Origin of the sequence: Anoxybacteroides voinovskiense, from assembly GCF_014196205.1 — a bacterium.
In the GTDB taxonomy this organism is placed as follows: Bacteria; Bacillota; Bacilli; order Bacillales; family Anoxybacillaceae; genus Anoxybacteroides; species Anoxybacteroides voinovskiense.
Genome location: NZ_JACIDE010000006.1, coordinates 91849 through 107569, shown reverse-complemented (window position 1 = coordinate 107569; position 15721 = coordinate 91849). Strand labels below are relative to the sequence as shown.

General features: G+C 43.7%; 17 protein-coding genes, 1 pseudogene and 1 riboswitch. Of the genes and pseudogenes, 7 read left to right on the top strand and 11 right to left on the bottom strand.

The genetic code is table 11. The features are described 5' to 3' along the window. The first annotated feature begins 79 nt into the window (after positions 1-79). The gene (gene dcm / locus GGR02_RS05725) at positions 80-1435 is read left to right on the top strand and encodes a DNA (cytosine-5-)-methyltransferase (protein ID WP_229706097.1); all 1356 of its coding nucleotides are present in this window, start codon (positions 80-82) and stop codon (positions 1433-1435) included. Here dcm and GGR02_RS05720 read toward each other — a convergent pair. From GGR02_RS05720 to GGR02_RS05695, 6 genes are all read right to left on the bottom strand, one after another. Further along, positions 1432-2190 carry a PmeII family type II restriction endonuclease gene (locus GGR02_RS05720; protein WP_183183773.1) on the bottom strand — a complete coding sequence of 253 codons (759 nt, stop codon included), beginning with the start codon at positions 2188-2190 and terminating at the stop codon, positions 1432-1434. The genes dcm and GGR02_RS05720 overlap by 4 nt on opposite strands. 77 nt (positions 2191-2267) lie before the next feature. Continuing rightward, positions 2268-3626 (bottom strand): 23S rRNA (uracil(1939)-C(5))-methyltransferase RlmD, encoded by a 1359-nt coding sequence (gene rlmD / locus GGR02_RS05715; protein WP_183183772.1) that lies wholly within the window; start codon positions 3624-3626, stop codon positions 2268-2270. An 11-nt stretch (positions 3627-3637) separates the two neighbouring features. Further along, positions 3638-4504 (bottom strand): DNA-3-methyladenine glycosylase family protein, encoded by an 867-nt coding sequence (locus tag GGR02_RS05710; protein ID WP_183183771.1) that lies wholly within the window; start codon positions 4502-4504, stop codon positions 3638-3640. Positions 4505-4559: 55 nt separating this feature from the next. Beyond that, positions 4560-5345, bottom strand: coding sequence for a delta-lactam-biosynthetic de-N-acetylase (gene pdaA / locus GGR02_RS05705; protein ID WP_183183831.1), 786 nt, complete (start codon positions 5343-5345; stop codon positions 4560-4562). Positions 5346-5471: 126 nt separating this feature from the next. Next, positions 5472-7010, bottom strand: coding sequence for a fumarate hydratase (locus tag GGR02_RS05700; protein ID WP_183183830.1), 1539 nt, complete (start codon positions 7008-7010; stop codon positions 5472-5474). A 114-nt stretch (positions 7011-7124) separates the two neighbouring features. Next, entirely contained in the window at positions 7125-7307 is a 183-nt protein-coding gene (locus GGR02_RS05695) for an SE1561 family protein (protein WP_183183770.1), read from the bottom strand. 100 nt (positions 7308-7407) lie between these two features. On the opposite strand from GGR02_RS05695, the gene yfkAB reads away from it, so the two are divergent. Continuing rightward, a complete protein-coding gene (yfkAB, locus tag GGR02_RS05690; RefSeq protein ID WP_183183769.1) occupies positions 7408-8532 on the top strand; it encodes a radical SAM/CxCxxxxC motif protein YfkAB in 1125 nt (374 codons plus the stop codon). Positions 8533-8558: 26 nt separating this feature from the next. Here yfkAB and GGR02_RS05685 read toward each other — a convergent pair whose 3' ends face one another. The 3 genes from GGR02_RS05685 to GGR02_RS05675 all read right to left on the bottom strand — a co-directional run bounded on the left by GGR02_RS05685 (position 8559) and on the right by GGR02_RS05675 (position 10969). Continuing rightward, positions 8559-9323, bottom strand: coding sequence for a YfkD famly protein (locus tag GGR02_RS05685; RefSeq protein WP_183183768.1), 765 nt, complete (start codon positions 9321-9323; stop codon positions 8559-8561). Between the two features lie 196 nt (positions 9324-9519). Then, a complete protein-coding gene (gene cax / locus GGR02_RS05680; protein WP_183183767.1) occupies positions 9520-10572 on the bottom strand; it encodes a calcium/proton exchanger in 1053 nt (350 codons plus the stop codon). Beyond that, positions 10565-10969, bottom strand: a complete 405-nt coding sequence (locus tag GGR02_RS05675) for an OsmC family protein (RefSeq protein ID WP_183183766.1) — start codon at positions 10967-10969, stop codon at positions 10565-10567. The genes cax and GGR02_RS05675 overlap by 8 nt, the downstream gene beginning before the upstream one ends. A gap of 86 nt (positions 10970-11055) precedes the next feature. On the opposite strand from GGR02_RS05675, the gene GGR02_RS05670 reads away from it, so the two are divergent. Beyond that, on the top strand, positions 11056-12195 hold the full coding sequence (locus GGR02_RS05670) for an MFS transporter (RefSeq protein ID WP_183183765.1): 1140 nt from the start codon (positions 11056-11058) through the stop codon (positions 12193-12195). 119 nt (positions 12196-12314) lie between these two features. Beyond that, positions 12315-12461, top strand: a complete 147-nt coding sequence (locus tag GGR02_RS05665) for a BH0509 family protein (RefSeq protein ID WP_183183764.1) — start codon at positions 12315-12317, stop codon at positions 12459-12461. Positions 12462-12652: 191 nt separating this feature from the next. Here GGR02_RS05665 and GGR02_RS05660 read toward each other — a convergent pair whose 3' ends face one another. Together GGR02_RS05660 and GGR02_RS05655 are read right to left on the bottom strand one after the other, a co-directional pair. Then, positions 12653-13483, bottom strand: coding sequence for a YihY/virulence factor BrkB family protein (locus GGR02_RS05660; protein WP_183183763.1), 831 nt, complete (start codon positions 13481-13483; stop codon positions 12653-12655). Positions 13484-13504: 21 nt separating this feature from the next. Continuing rightward, complete coding sequence (locus GGR02_RS05655) at positions 13505-13975, bottom strand: low molecular weight protein-tyrosine-phosphatase (RefSeq protein WP_183183762.1); 471 nt, start codon at positions 13973-13975, stop codon at positions 13505-13507. 102 nt (positions 13976-14077) lie between these two features. On the opposite strand from GGR02_RS05655, the gene GGR02_RS05650 reads away from it, so the two are divergent. From GGR02_RS05650 to GGR02_RS17445, 3 genes and pseudogenes are all read left to right on the top strand, one after another. Next, complete coding sequence (locus GGR02_RS05650) at positions 14078-14302, top strand: DUF1128 domain-containing protein (protein WP_183183761.1); 225 nt, start codon at positions 14078-14080, stop codon at positions 14300-14302. Positions 14303-14427: 125 nt separating this feature from the next. After that, positions 14428-14928: pseudogene (locus GGR02_RS17450) on the top strand (peptidoglycan recognition protein family protein); the annotation flags it as partial. A 9-nt stretch (positions 14929-14937) separates the two neighbouring features. Further along, positions 14938-15477 (top strand): peptidoglycan-binding domain-containing protein, encoded by a 540-nt coding sequence (locus tag GGR02_RS17445; RefSeq protein ID WP_229706104.1) that lies wholly within the window; start codon positions 14938-14940, stop codon positions 15475-15477. 101 nt (positions 15478-15578) lie between these two features. Beyond that, positions 15579-15686: riboswitch (SAM riboswitch) on the top strand. The last annotated feature ends 35 nt before the right edge of the window (positions 15687-15721 follow it).

The following is a 15721-nucleotide window of genomic DNA, read 5'->3' as shown; positions in this document are numbered from 1 at the left end:
ATTGACGCTCATCTTCTCATCACATATAATAACCATATAATAGTTAAAAAAATATTTTAACTTTTACGGGGGTATAAATTTGTATAGCATTAGCAAAGAAAAAGTTAGGAAGTATATGACGAAATCGGGAATTTCTACGCAAAAAGAGCTTGCGGAAAAGATGGGAATTAGTAAAAACCAATTATCTATGCTCCTTTCCCCTACCTTCAATCCTATCAAGTCAAACGCCTTAAAGCTTTGCCATACACTTGGAGTAGACATTGAAGATATCATTTACTCCGAACAACTTGAGCTTGATTTAGGAGATATAGATACAAGAACTGATGTTGAAATAGAAGATACTGTTAATGTTTTTCACTATGAAGGCTCCCATAGTGTAGAAGTGAGAGATATCGTTGCAGCTAAACAATATACAGCTGTTGAATTATTTGCAGGTGCCGGAGGGTTAGCGCTTGGGCTTGAAATGGCAGGTTTCCACTCCTTGGGGCTAGTAGAAATTGATAAATATGCATGCAAAACATTAAGAAAAAATCGACCTCATTGGAACGTAATCGAAAAAGATATTATTGAAGTGGCTGAGCATGGAATAAAAAACTTTATTAACAACTGTCCAAACGACATCGACCTGTTATCTGGAGGGTATCCTTGCCAGTCATTTAGCTATGCAGGGAAAAAACTAGGGTTAAATGACGCAAGAGGGACATTATTTTACTATTACGCAAAGATTTTGCAAGAACTGCAGCCAAAAATGTTTTTAGCCGAAAATGTGAAAGGGCTTGTCAACCACGACAACGGAAAAACATTAGCAACGATGCTCTCCGTTTTCGAAGAAATTGGCTACAACGTTCAATGGAAAGTATTGAATGCTTTAGACTATGATGTAGCACAAAAAAGAGAACGAATATTCATTATAGGGATAAGAAAAGATTTAGTTGAAAAATATAGCATTTCTTATCGTTTTCCTAAACCATATGGATATACGTTGACATTAAGAGATGTTTTACAAGATGTTCCTCCATCCGAGGGCGCTAAATACCCTGAAGAAAAGAGAAAAGTTCTTGAACTTGTTCCTCCTGGCGGTTATTGGAGGGATCTCCCAGAAGAAGTTGCCAAACAGTACATGGGAAAAAGTTACTACTCAGGCGGCGGAAGAACAGGAATGGCAAGAAGATTGTCATGGGACGAGCCGTGCCTAACGTTAACATGTTCTCCTGCCCAAAAGCAAACGGAAAGATGCCATCCAGAAGAAACAAGACCTTTTACGGTTAGAGAATATGCAAGAATACAAAGCTTCCCTGACGACTGGGTATTTGATTGCTCGATGAACAATGCTTATAAACAAATTGGCAACGCTGTTCCGGTTCATATGGCTAAAGCTGTAGGTCTATCGATCGTAAAAGTTTTGAACGAAATGAACAAAAAGGGAAATGCCTAGGCATTTCCTTTTGCTTTATCAGCGTTCAGCGTTTTCTCAATCTCTTTTGCGAGCTGTTCAATAATCTCCTCAATTAGCTTTGAAGAGTCAAATTCTGTTGCAACTTCCCCTATTGCATCTGTTAATCTTTGATAAAAGTTTTCAATCCCCGTAAGCCTGTACCAAAACTCTTGCCCAACAATGACAGGATATTCTTGATTAATTTTTTGATAATGACCGCTTAACTGACCAGGTGTACCATAAAGAACACCAACGACTAAATCAGTGAATCCAATATGAAGATTATTCGTCCTCGCAAGCCTTTTAACACCTGCAAAATGATTTTTTATCGTTTCTACATCGTCTTTATTAATAGTGTTGGGTCCTGCTTTCACTTGACAATATTTTCTTCTTCCGTCTACTTTATCAATAAATTCAATGTCTATCCCTGCTGTAGTAGAAGCAAAGCTCCCCAATACTTCGCTACAAAATTTTTGAAGTTTATTTCCAAACGTTGTGTTAATAGATGTCCCCAATACTCTTGGGTAAACCAGCGCTTTTGCAATGCTAACAGGATCGTCATTCCCTGTTAAAAATCTCGCTTTATACTTGTCTAAAAACGGGTTTAAATGAAATTCCTTTAATTTCTTCAATTTTTTTGTGTTACGTATATGGCTAGAAGCGATTTCTTTCCTAAAAAATTCTTTCGCCCTTTCAATCATTTTATTAGATTCTTCTTCACTCAATACATTTACATGTGACGTTTCCCCCGACATTTCTATTCCCCCCACGAACATTCACTGCTTTTATATTACCATTTCTATCCTCCAGAATGTGTTAAAGTAGAACAATTTTATTTGAGTTTTAACTTCGCCACACTTTCCACATGCGCCGTATGTGGAAAAAGATCGAACGGTTGAATGTATTCGACGCGATATTGTTTCGCAAGTGTGTCGATGTCGCGAGCGAGGCTGGATGGGTTACAAGAAACGTACACGACCGTTTTTGGCTTGACTTGTAATATCGTTTTTAGTAAGGCGTTGTCGCAGCCCGTTCGTGGTGGGTCGACGACGATGACGTCTGGTTTCCATCCTTCTTTCACCCATTTTGGCAACAACGTTTCTGCTTTTCCAACCGCATACGTGACGTTGGTGAAGCCGTGACGTTCGGCATTTTGACGCGCATCGTCAATCGCTTCTTGGATAATATCCATGCCGCGCACTTCTTTCGCCTCTCGTGCCAACCAAAGCCCAATCGTGCCAACACCGCAATATGCATCGACAATGCGTTCCTGTCCGGTCAGCGCTGCCGCTTTTTTCACTTCGTCGTATAGCTTCACCGTTTGAATCGGATTGAGTTGGAAAAAAGCGCGGGCGGATAGTTCAAACGATAAGTCGCCAAGCACTTCTTGAATGTACGGTTCACCGGCGAGAACGATCGTTTCATCGCCAAAAATAAGCGACGTTTTTTGTCCGTTTATGTTTTGCGCGATGGATTTCACTTCTGGCAACCGCCGCTTCACTTCCGCTACAAACAGCTCTTTGCGCGGCAGTTCTTTCGTCGCCGTCACAACGACAAGCTGCACATCGCCTGTAAAAAATCCGACACGAGCAACAATCGTGCGCACAACGCCTGTTTTCTTCCGTTCGTGATAAATCGGAATGCGCAAATCTTGCAAAATCGTTTTGACGACCGTTGTGACGCGGTTAGTGGCGTCATGTTGAATGAAACAGCGGTCAATGTCAATCAGTTCATGCGAGTTCATGCTGTAAAGCCCGGCGATGACGCGCCCTTTTTTCACTCCTGTTTGAAATTGGCTTTTGTTGCGATAATGCCACGGATCGTCCATTCCAATCGTCGGACGAATATCAAGCGCTTCTATATTTAATCGGCTATGGCGTTCTAGCGCTTGCATAACGATATCGCGCTTCGCTTCTAGCTGGGCGTTGTAGTCCAGATGTTGCAATTGGCAGCCACCGCATCGGTCATATACCGGGCAGCGCGGCTTAACGCGGTGCGGGGAGCGTTTGCGGATGTGGACAATTTTTCCTTCGGCATACGTTGGATACACGTTCGTCGCCTGAACAACGACTTCTTCTCCTGGAAGCGCTCCTGGAACAAATACGACTTGCTTTTTAAAATAGCCGACCCCTTCCCCATTAATGCCGAGCCGTTTAATCGTTAGTGGAAATTGTTGTCCTTGCTGTAGCATTGTTCTCTCTCCTATTCAATACTTCTCCATAAATATAGCGATGCATAGCTTAAATACGGCTCCCATCGCTTACTTAACGCCTCCATTTGCGCCATCGAAGGCTTCGTTTCTAATGAAAGCAATTTTTGCACCGCCCGCTGCAAGCCGATATCTGCTTTCGGAAATAAATTCGGGCGACCAAGCCCAAATAACAAGAAGTTTTGCACCGTCCACGGCCCGACGCCGCGCAGCGGAAGCAACGTGTCCATAATTTCCTTATCTGTTGCTTCGGCTAGCTTCTCTAGTGCTAATTTTCCTTCCGCAACAAGTCGCGAAATATCAATCATATACTCCGCTTTTTTTCCGCTAAACTGCAACGCTCTCAGCTCATCGTACGATAAGCGAGCGATTTGTTCTGGGCGCGGATAAAACCATATGCCGTCCATTTCTCGCCCAAACGCTTTCACAAACCGCTCCGTCATTTTGTACGCCACTTTCATATGTAGCTGCTGGTGAATAATGCATTTGATTAAACAAAAATATAAATCCGCTTCTAACACAAGCGGTGTCCCTTCATGTTCACGAAAAATGTCCCGCAGCTCCGTTTGCAAAAAATGTTCATGAATCGGCAAAAGCGAGCGATCCCAATGCAATATGCGAAACAACCGTGACAATATCGCTTCTTTGAATTGTTCGTGCTGCGCCTCGACAAGAAAAACCGGTGCTTGTTTTGTGCCGATACTGCGAACGGAAACAGCAACAGGAGTTTCATTTATATAAAGAGGCAAGACTAGCTGTTGTTTGCCGACATCTACTACAGATAACGGATCTTGTCTAAGCCGCTCTAATACACGTGAAAAATCGTATGGAGCCTCTACTTCGATTCGTTGTTGCCACATCTCGATTCCTACCTTTTTTCCTTTATTATAACGAAACAAAGCCCTTTGCACAAAGTCAAAGGGCAAATAGCCATGGGGAAAGCCCCGTTTTTTCCATCATTACATCGTCTAGCCGTTTAAATGTATATCCTTGTTTGCGTAAATCGTCAATCACTTTTGCTAGAGCCTCGGCATTGTCTTTAGAAACCGTATGAAGCAAAATGACCGCTCCAGGATGAATTTGCTTCATAATATTATTATAGGCGTATTCCCATCCCTTTTGCTTATCAACGTGCCAGTCCACAAACGCCAGCGACCAAAAGACGTGGTAATAGCCAAGTTCACGAGCGATAGCGAGCGTCCGTTCGCTAAAAATGCCTCTTGGCGGTCGAAGGTACATCATCCCTTTTTGCCCGGTTAATTCCTCCGTTTTTTTCCGCACGGCCTCCAGTTCCGCACGTAGCCGCTCGTCGCTTACCGTCGTCAAATCTGGATGGTACCAAGAGTGGTTGCCAATAATGTGCCCTTCTTTCGCCATTCGCTTCACTAATTCTGGCGCCGTTTCTAAATAATGACCTGTAACAAAAAAAGTGGCGGGCACATGCTTTTCTTTTAACACGTTTAAAATTTGTTCCGTATAGCCGTTTTCATAGCCGTTATCAAACGTTAAATAAATCGCCTTTTCATGCGGATTTCCTAAATAAAACGCGTCGTATTTCGCAAGAAGCGCATCCCATTCTTTTCCAGCAGAAGGTGGTTCGTGGTTTTTGCTTTTGGAAAACCCCCAATGAATCGCTTCGTTCGACAGCGCATAAACAGATGACGGTGCAAACGAAACGATAAACGCTAGCAACAAAAACATGTAACGGTTCACCGCAATCCCCCTCTTAAAAAAGCTACTACATATAGGGTTTTCCATTTCCAGCACTTTACCCACGACAAATTTTAACAAAAATCCCCGCAACGCGACGGTTGCGGGGTTCATCTATTATTTAAATACCGGTTCTTTCAATTGCGCCAATTTTTCAAGCGATGATTTTTCCACATCTTCGTGCAAGCTGTTGCCGTGCGAGTCCATCGTCACAACGGCTGTAAAGTTTTCGACACGCAAATGCCACATCGCTTCTGGAATGCCAAACTCTAAAAAGTCAACGCCTTCGACCGACTTAATGCAATCGGCATAATATTGCGCCGCACCACCGATGGCGTTTAAGTACACGCCGCCATGCTCTTTTAACGCCGCCAACGTTTTGGCGCCCATGCCGCCTTTACCAATCACCGCGCGAATGCCAAACTTTTTCATAATTTCTCCTTGGTAAGGCTCCTCACGAATGCTTGTCGTCGGACCTGCCGCTTTGACATGCCAATTGCCGTTCTCGTCTTTCAGCATCACCGGTCCACAGTGATAAATAATTTGCCCATTTAAGTCAATCGGTGCATCATGGTCCATTAAATGTTTATGAATCGCATCGCGGCCTGTATACATCATGCCGTTAATGCGGACAACATCGCCAACTTTTAGCTGCCGCACTTGTTCTTCCGTTAGCGGTGCTTCTAGAACGATTTCACGCCCTTCTGCCGGTACGGATTGCGCTGCTTTTTCTAGCTCTTTCGCAAAATCGACGTTTTCTCCCTCTTGGTAAAGCCATTCTTGAATTTCACCTGTTTCTGGGCTCACTTTCACTCCTAAGCGGCGAAACGCCCAGCAGTTGTAGGCAACGGAAACGAAAAAGCTCGCTGGAAGGCGGTGCATGACGCCAATTTTACAGCCTAAAAGTGTCGTTTCGCCCCCAAAGCCCATCGTTCCAATCCCAAGCTTATTCGCGTTTTCCATAATATAGTCTTCGAGCTTGCGAAGTTCTTCGTTTGGATTGACGTCGTCGACCGAACGGAACAGCTGCTCTTTCGCTAATTCGTAGCCAGAGGAGCGATCCCCACCGATGCCAACGCCAATAAAGCCTGCGCTACATCCTTGCCCTTGCGCTTGGTAGACGGCATGCAAAATGCATTTGCGAATCCCATCTAAATCGCGACCAGCACGACCAAGCCCTTCTAGTTCACACGGAAGGCTGTATTGAATATTTTTATTTTCACAGCCGCCACCTTTTAAAATTAAGCGAACATCAATGTAATCTTTCTCCCACTGTTCAAACTTAATGACTGGCACGCCATCGCCTAAATTGTTGCCGCTATTTTCCCCAGTGAGCGAATCGACCGAGTTTGGACGAAGTTTGCCGTCTTTCGTTGCCTGAGCGATCGCTCGATGAATCGCCTCTTTCATTTTCAGTTGGTTGACGCCAACCGGCACTTTAATTTTAAACGTTGGCATCCCCGTATCTTGGCAAATCGGCGAAACATTTTCATCTGCCATTTGAATGTTCTCCGCAATTGTCGTTAATGCCATTGCCGCCCTAGTGCCTGCGTTTTCACGCAGCTTTGCTTTCGCAATCGCCCGTCGCACATCTTTCGGCAATTTGGTTGACGTTTCGACAATCAGCTGATACATGCTTTCTTGAAATTTTTCCATGCGTAACGCCCCTTCCCCTTTGTCCATCTTTTTCCCCTTTATTATACTGCTTTTTCCCAATCAATGAAAACGGATGGTGACCAAAAAAAGAAAAAAGCTGGATGCTCCAGCTTTTCACCACGTTTTCTTGAATTGCTCGTACTTCACTTCAAGCGAATCAATTACCTCAAGAAGACGGTCAATGTCGTCGACATCCGTCGACTCCGGATCGAGGGAATCGAGCATATGCAAAAGCATATTCAACCGCTCTTTTAAATATTTTAGTTGTAGATCTTTTTCGTACACTGCATTGCCCAAATTGTTTCTCTCCCTTCCTTTCCATCGTACCCGATTGTTGAAAAAATGACAATGGACTATAATGGACATGGTTAAATTTTCGATAGTGAAGGAGACGCGTATGACTCAGATAACATTTGAACCGATTACCCCATCGTTCGATCCGTGGGAAGCATATATGGATGTAAAGCAATATGGAAGCATGCAGCTAACGAATATTGAGTTTACGACAACGACGCTTTGCAATATGCGTTGTGAGCATTGTGCCGTCGGCTATACGTTGCAGACGAAAGACCCAGAAGCGCTGCGTGTAGAGCTTTTGATTCGGCGGCTTGATGAAATTCCGCATTTGCGCTCATTAAGCATTACTGGCGGCGAGCCAATGCTTTCGCTAAAGTCTGTCGAACAATACGTCGTGCCACTCTTAAAATATGCGCATGAACGCGGCGTACGCACACAACTAAACTCCAATTTAACGATTGATTTGGAACGATACGAAAAAATTATCCCTTACTTAGACGTTTTACACATTTCCCATAACTGGGGCACAATCGACGATTTCGTCGAGGGCGGCTTTGCGATGATGGAGAAAAAGCCGAGCCGAAAACAACGGGAAGCGTATTTTTTCCGAATGATTGAAAACGCGAAAGTACTTTCCAAAATGGGAGTGTTTGTTTCTGCAGAAACGATGATTAATAAACGAACATTGCCACATTTAGAAACGATTCATCGACAAATTGTCGAAGAAATGCACTGTAAGCGGCATGAAGTGCATCCGATGTATGCGAGCGATTTTGCAAGTGCACTTGAAACGGTCAGCCTTTCTGAACTTCGAGCAGCGATTCATCATTTGCTAGACGTCCGCGATGAAAACGTCTGGATGCTGTTTGGCACGCTTCCGTTTTATCCGTGCAGCGACAACGAAGAAGACCTTGCCTTGTTAAAACGGCTATACGAAAGCAAAAACGTCACCGTGCGCAACGACCCCGATGGGCGTTCCCGGCTAAATGTCAACATTTTCACAGGGGAAATCATCGTAACCGATTTCGGCGATGAGCCGTCGCTTGGCAACATCCAGCACGATACGTTGCTAGAAGCGTACGAAAAATGGATGCGCTCGCCGCTCGCTAAGCAATTAAACTGCCACTGTCCTTCCGTGCAATGTCTAGGACCAAATGTGCTCGTCAAAAACATTTATTATCCAACCGTTGATTTTACGACACGGAAAACGCATCTGACGAAATAAACGTCAAGGCAGCTTGCCTTGACGTTTTATCGTGGCTGATCGCTTATAATATACAAAAACGACAGCCGGTCTTGCACCGGAATCCATGCACCGACGCCTTGTGTCATCACGTTTTTGACGACAATTTTCTTTTTATTTCCTTTTAGTACGATGTATACTTCCCCGTACGTCACTTTTCCTTTTTCATTGACCGCCGGACTAAACGCATACAAATAGCCGAGCTTTTTGACAGGCACTTGATACGGCTGATCTTTTTTCGTGCCAATGCCGATGACGGTGCTAAATGATAGCGGTAAATTCGTTTTTTTCATCGCCGTAAGGAGCATCATTTTTTTCACTGCTTCTTCGTTTGGCACTGGCGCTGTTAGCCCGCCGCGGATATGTTTTTGCATTTCTTGTTTATAATACAGCTTTTGCGCAGTATTGCCGCCGCGATTGTCTAAAAAGTTCGTATTCACTTTTTGATATTCCCAATTCGTCGATGTTTCTAACGATTGATAGTTCAACGGCCACTGCCCTAAATAAATCGTTGCCCGATAGCCGAGCGCAAACGGGGTGCTAGATACCGATGACTCGTTTAACAATCGAATAAGTTCAGGATTTTCAATTTTGACGTTCGCCGTTTCAATTAGTTGTTTGGCGAACGGGCTCGGCTGCAAGTACGGCAAATCTTGTGTCGGATTTGGATACGTATTTTCTTTTGAAATGTCGACAGGCGTCGCTGCAATAGCTAGCGCTGGAGAATAAGCGACGAACAAACTTATCGCGCAAGCAAGAAACCATTTTCTCATTGCATCTACTCCTTTCTATTGCTTTCCTCGTTATTTTTTTCAAAAAAAGCGCATTTATCCATCGAGAATACATAATATTTTTATTTTAATATTTGAAATTTTCTAATAACATGATATACTATATACACATGTGCTGTTTTTCCTCCTATTTTTTATAATAGGAAAAGGACTCTGCCGTCTGACAGAGTCCTCTTTTTTACAGCAAATAAAAACCAATACCCATAATTGTATATGCCGCCAGTAACGTTGCTCCTTCAAACCAGTTCGTGTCGCCATCATTCGAAAGAACGATCATAAGCAAGACCGATGTCGCCATCGCCGCTAACTCCGGAAGCGAGAACACTAGCGCCATGCTCGTCGGAAAGAGAAGCGAAACGAGCACTAAAACAGGGGCGACAAACATCGCAATTTGCAGCGTCGAGCCAATCGCAATTTCTACCGCGACATTCATTTTGTTTTTATACGCCATAATGACTGCAGAAGCATGTTCTGCCGCGTTGCCGACGATGGCGACGATGATAATCCCGATAAACAACTCGCTCCAGCCAAACGACTCGGCAACCGTTTCGAACGTATGTACAAGCTTTTCCGAAATGTACGCAACAGCAAGCGTCGAAAGTGCTAAAATCGCAATCGCTTTTCCTTTTCCCCATTCCGGTTCTTCATGCTCTTCTACTTCGTCTGATTTATGTTGGTATACCCCGCGGTGCGTCACTAATTTAAAATAAAGCGCGGCTACATACAAAATGATCATAATGACAGAGATGCCGATACTAAGCGACAACGTTTCTGCCTCTGACATATGTAAAGAAAACACTTCCGGAATGACAAACGCAACTAAAATCGCAAACGTTAACAATCCTGCGTTATGGCGAGCATCATAGACGTTAAATTCTTGGCGTTTATATTTAAGTCCGCCGACGAAAAACGATAGTCCGGCGACTAATAGTAAGTTTCCTAATACTGAACCGGTAAGCGAGGCTAAGACGACTCCGACAAGTCCTGCTTTTAGCGCAAAAACGGAAATGATAAGCTCTACCGCGTTGCCAAACGTGGCGTTTAACAATCCGCCAACGCGTGGGCCAGCAACGATGGCTAAACTTTCCGTCGCTCTTCCCATATAGCTTGCCAATGCAATAATCGTCACGCAATATACCGCAAACATGACGACGGAAGGCCAATGAAAAAGACCTCCAATGATAGAAAGTGGAACACCAGCTAAAACGAGCAGCGCAAACACTTTATTCATCGTTATTCTCCAACCCCTTTTTAATTTCAAATGTTTCCGTAATACGAATGCATCCCTCGACCGACCGAACGATCGGACAATTTTTCCGTGTGACTTCTAGCGATTTTGCTACTTTTTCTTCCGTTAGCTCTTCTCCTTCGAGCACGAAATGAAGGTGAATTGCTTCGACGCGATTTGCCTCTCGCTCATTGCGCGTCACGTTGGCATGAATCGTCATGTTTTGTACAGGAAGCCGCTTTTTTTCTAATATTTTTCTTAGCACCCCACCGCTGCACACCGCAACCGAGGAAACGAGCAACTGATACGGTCGGAAACCGTGTGCTTCATCACCAGCTACGTGCAACTCCCCATATTCGAACGTTGTCCGAAAGCCAATTTCTTTCATTGTAAATTCCATATCGCTCACCTCTTTTTGCTTGTCTTTCTTCCATGAACTATGTACGATGATAATCGATGCACTTTTAACAAACGGGGGAATTCGTTATGCGGCTGTTCATTTTAGTTAGCGTTGTCGCCATTTCTGGGTTATCGCAAGGGATGCTTCTTCCACTAATTTCAATTTTATTAGAGAAACATGGTGTTTCTTCTTCCATCAATGGGGTGCATGCGACAGCGATGTATATCGGCATTTTGCTCGTTTCCCCGTTTATGGAAAAACCGTTACGAAAATATGGATACAAGCCCATGATTATACTAGGTGGTTTTATTGTACTATTATCGCTCGCCCTTTTTCCACTATGGGAGTCGTTTTTGTTTTGGTTTTTCTTGCGTTTCGTCATCGGAATCGGGGACCATATGCTTCATTTTGCCGTCCAAACGTGGATTACCGATTTTTCTCTTCCCCATCGCCGCGGGCGAAACGTGTCGCTCTATGGGTTATCTTTTGGCATCGGATTTGCCATCGGACCGATGGTTGCGTCGCTCGTCGAAAAACAGGAAGCGCTGCCGTTTTTCGTTTCTTCATTGCTTAGTTTAGTTAGCTGGGCGATGGTGTTTTTGTTGCGAAACGAACGGCCAGAACCAACAAAAGACGCCCCGAAAAGCGCAACACATCGTTTTTCGGAAACGTGGAAATATGCGTGGGCAGCGCTGTTGCTCCCATTTACTTACGGATTTTTAGAGGCTGCCATTCACGGCATTTTTCCAGTATATGCACTTCGTGAACATTTATCGGTGCAACAGGTGGCTTCATTGTTGCCTGCTTTTTCGATCGGCAGCATTTTGTTTCAACTGCCACTTGGCATGCTAAGCGATCATTTTTATCGAAAGCGTGTGCTTATTGTTTCGCTATGGATTGGGACAGCAAGTTTTATCAGTGCCCTGTTTTTTCTTCACTCTGCGGGTTTATTCCTTTGCTTTTTTGTTGCTGGGATGTTTGTCGGCTCCCTTTTCTCGCTTGGAATTACGTATATGGCAGATTTGCTTCCGAAACATCTATTGCCGACGGGCAATTTGCTTTCTGGCATTCTTTATAGCGTCGGCAGCATGTTTGGCCCGCTTTTCATCGGCATGATGCTTCAATACGAACCACACGGGAGCTTTTTTCTCACCATTAGTTCTCTTCTTTTCTTCGTTTCAGTCGCGCTGTTTTATAACAAACGGACGGAGGTTGCTGCAAAGTAGCCTTCCATTTTTTTTGCCTATTTTTTAAAAAAAGTGTTGACCGATTTTTTCGCACTGTTATATAATACAAATAACAAATAAATAAACTGTTTTAAAACAGAACAAAGGAGCGAAAAACGATGAGCAGAGCGGAACGGAAAAATATGATTGAGTTTATCGAGAAAGTAAAAGGAATGACGAGAGAGCAGCTTGTGTACATGACCGATGCAGAAATCGAACATATTTACAACCAAACATATTATCATTACGAAGAAATTGCAGAATAAAAGGCTGTCGGGGGCGACAGCCTTTCTTTTTTTAATGATATCCGTTTTGTCCGTTCGCACTACCGCTTGTTTTATGCGTTGGCTTATGCTTTCCTTTTTGCTTTGTTCCGCCATCTTTTTTTGTTTTTTTCGTCATCCTTAACCCCTCCTCTAACCGGCTACACCGATTAATATCCCCCTTTTCCTCACATTTATCCTCGTTTTCGTCCTTCGCGCCGGCAAGCAAAAATCGCATTTAACTCCCCGCCAAGCACGATAATCATGCCCGATAAATAAAACCAAATGAGTAAAATGATAATTCCACCGAGACTTCCATACATCGACGTATAACTCGCAAACGTCCCGACGTAATAAGAAAACGCAAGCGATGTCGCAATCCAACCGACCGTGGCAAAAAGAGCACCGACATACACCTCTTTACAATGGAGCTCTTTATTTGGCGCAAAGTAATACAATGCCGTAAATACGATAAATAAAATAAGGGCACTGACCGTCCAACGCAACGTATCCCAAAGTGCCAAAAAAACGGAAGAAACGCCTAATACCGACGATAAAAAAAGCCCGATCGCCTTGCCGAACACAGGAACGAGTAGTGCCACGACAATGACAAGCATCATCCCAAACGTCAGGACAATCGACATCCCGCGTGCGACGAGAAACGACCGGCTTTCTTCTACATCATACGCGCGGTTTAGCGCACGAACAATCGCATCAATGCCGTTAGACGCCGACCATATCGCGCCAATAATCCCTAATGACAGTAGCTTGCCGTTTTGATGATTCATCACATAATGAATGTTCGTTTCAATGAGATCAATCGCTTCTTTCGGTGCATACTGCCGGACGATGGTAAGCACATCTTCGTGCGGAATCGGCAAATACGCTAGTAGCGTCAATAGAAAAATTAAAAACGGAAAGAGGGAAAGAAGGAAAAAGTACGCTAACTCCGCTGACAACCGCGATACTTCGTCTTCTTGAAACCGCCGGATTAATTCACGAATAAACGTGAGATTAACCATCACTTCCCCCCCTTTCGCCTAGTTTTATAGTCCTTGTTCTTTTTTAATCGTCTCAAGCAAATGACGACATCCCTTTTGAACTAATTCATATACTTCCGCAAAATTGCCTGTATAATACGGATCTGGTACATCGGTCAGGTCACTATCTGGAACGAAATCGAGCAGTCGACCGATAAAGCCTGTTTTCGTATATCCTGCTAATCGACGTAAATTTCCGAGATTCTCGACATCCATCGCAATAATGTAATCAAAATTCCGCAAATCTTCTTCCGTAATTTGTCTCGCACGAATCCCTTCAAACTCGATGGCGTTTTTTTGCAAAACTTCCTGTGTTCCGCGATGTGGTGGCTTGCCGACGTGCCAATTTCCCGTTCCTGCTGAATCAATTGAAATTTTATCCGCTAATCCTTCTTTTTTCACAAGATCGCGAAATACTGCCTCTGCCATCGGTGAACGGCAAATATTCCCTAAACAAACGAACAACACTTTCACCATTGCCAAATCCCCCTCTCGTTCTCCATTATAAACAAAAGATGCACTAGCATGCATCTCTATGGTACAATAAGCGGTAACAACGAGCCGAAAGGAAGGACGAACGTGGATTTATCGAAAAAATCACCAGAAAACATCGCATATATGATTGAACAGCTAAAAGAAAAACTAAAGGTGTTAAACTTCTCTGTTTTAAAACCGTCGCATTTCGATGACGAAATGTACGAAGAACTAAAAGACATTTATGACCTCGTCATGAAAAAACAGTCATTCAGCCCAAGTGAAATGCAAGCAATTGTTGAAGAGCTAGGAAACTTACGAAAAAAATGAGAAAGATGGCGTCTCCATCTTTCTTTTTTCTTTTTTCGTTACGATAACATAGTAGAACGTCTTTCACCATTCGATGATTTATACATATGATATGACGAAATCATGTTAAAGGAAGGTGGACAAACATGGAATATGCCATTACTCGCGACTATATTCAAATCGGCAACGCCCGTTCTGGTCAAAAACTACAAGGAGTAAAATTTATCGTCAGCCACTCTACCGGCAATCCTGGCTCGACTGCTTATGCTAACCGCAACTATTTTGACAAACGACAGCCATCCTCGTCGGCACATACATTTATCGATGACAAATATATTCTTGAAATCATTCCGCTAGACGAAAAAGCGTGGCACGTGTTATATAACAAGCCTACCGACAACCAGCTGTTCGGGGTCGATGCAAACGATGCTGCCATCGGGGTGGAGCTTTGTTACGGAGGAACGATTGATTTTTCCGAAGCGTATAAACGGTACGTCTGGTATCACGCCTATCTTTGCAAAACGTTCCGCCTTGACCCGAAGCGGCACATCGTGTCCCATCATGCGCTTGACCCTGAACGAAGAAGCGACCCGCTCGATGCGTTTCGCCTCTATGGGGTAACATGGGATAGTTTTATCCAAGATGTTGTCGATACAATGACACCTGCTAATCAACCGACTAAAAACAATCCCGCAACACCAGTCGTAAAAGGCACTACCGTTCGATTGCCGCTCAAGCTCGGAGATAAAGGAACGTTTGTGAAAGAAATTCAACAAGACCTTATCCGCATCGGCTTTCCGCTTCCAAAATACGGGGCAGACGGCACTTTCGGCGAAGAAACAGAAAATGCCGTCATGGCATTTCAAAAAAAATACGGCTTGCACGTAGACGGTATCGTTGGCCAAGAAACGTTAGCAAAATTAACCGAGGTCGTCAACCAAAAACTGCGCCAAGAACCATTCCCATTACCAAACAAACTATTAAAAAGAGGCGACAAAGGGGAAGAAGTGAAAATGGTGCAACGTGCCTTAAAACATCTCGGCTTTGACCCGAAAGCAATTGATGGCGTATACGGTGAACAAACAGAAGATGCCGTACGGCGTTTCCAATCAATGTACGCGGCGCTAGAAGACGACGGAATATACGGACCGAATACACGAAAGTTTATGCGCATGGAATTGGATCAGAAAAAATAACCCCTTCCTAAAGGGGCTTTTTTTAAAAAAAAATAATTCCTATCGAAAAACTAGGATTGACTTTTGTATGAATTATGTTAAAATTTTAGTCAATTACAATCAACTTATCAAGAGAGGGGGAGAGAACTGGCTCGATGAACCCCAGCAACCTGCTTTTGGAAGCAAGGTGCTACGTCCAGCCAAATGGAAACCATTTTGGGAGATAAGGGAAAATAATTCGTCTTTCACCTTTCCGAAATGGAAA

What these genes read in the sequence shown, in the direction of transcription:
- GGR02_RS05670 (WP_183183765.1), top strand. Translation starts at nt 11,056, where the DNA reads ATGCGGCTGTTCATTTTAGTTAGCGTTGTCGCCATTTCTGGGTTATCG.
- GGR02_RS05665 (WP_183183764.1), top strand. Translation starts at nt 12,315, where the DNA reads ATGAGCAGAGCGGAACGGAAAAATATGATTGAGTTTATCGAGAAAGTA.
- rlmD (WP_183183772.1), bottom strand. Translation starts at nt 3,626, where the DNA reads ATGCTACAGCAAGGACAACAATTTCCACTAACGATTAAACGGCTCGGC.
- GGR02_RS05685 (WP_183183768.1), bottom strand. Translation starts at nt 9,323, where the DNA reads ATGAGAAAATGGTTTCTTGCTTGCGCGATAAGTTTGTTCGTCGCTTAT.
- GGR02_RS05710 (WP_183183771.1), bottom strand. Translation starts at nt 4,504, where the DNA reads ATGTGGCAACAACGAATCGAAGTAGAGGCTCCATACGATTTTTCACGT.
- GGR02_RS05655 (WP_183183762.1), bottom strand. Translation starts at nt 13,975, where the DNA reads ATGGTGAAAGTGTTGTTCGTTTGTTTAGGGAATATTTGCCGTTCACCG.
- GGR02_RS05720 (WP_183183773.1), bottom strand. Translation starts at nt 2,190, where the DNA reads ATGTCGGGGGAAACGTCACATGTAAATGTATTGAGTGAAGAAGAATCT.
- pdaA (WP_183183831.1), bottom strand. Translation starts at nt 5,345, where the DNA reads ATGTTTTTGTTGCTAGCGTTTATCGTTTCGTTTGCACCGTCATCTGTT.
- cax (WP_183183767.1), bottom strand. Translation starts at nt 10,572, where the DNA reads ATGAATAAAGTGTTTGCGCTGCTCGTTTTAGCTGGTGTTCCACTTTCT.
- GGR02_RS17445 (WP_229706104.1), top strand. Translation starts at nt 14,938, where the DNA reads ATGACACCTGCTAATCAACCGACTAAAAACAATCCCGCAACACCAGTC.
- GGR02_RS05675 (WP_183183766.1), bottom strand. Translation starts at nt 10,969, where the DNA reads ATGGAATTTACAATGAAAGAAATTGGCTTTCGGACAACGTTCGAATAT.
- yfkAB (WP_183183769.1), top strand. Translation starts at nt 7,408, where the DNA reads ATGACTCAGATAACATTTGAACCGATTACCCCATCGTTCGATCCGTGG.
- GGR02_RS05700 (WP_183183830.1), bottom strand. Translation starts at nt 7,010, where the DNA reads ATGGAAAAATTTCAAGAAAGCATGTATCAGCTGATTGTCGAAACGTCA.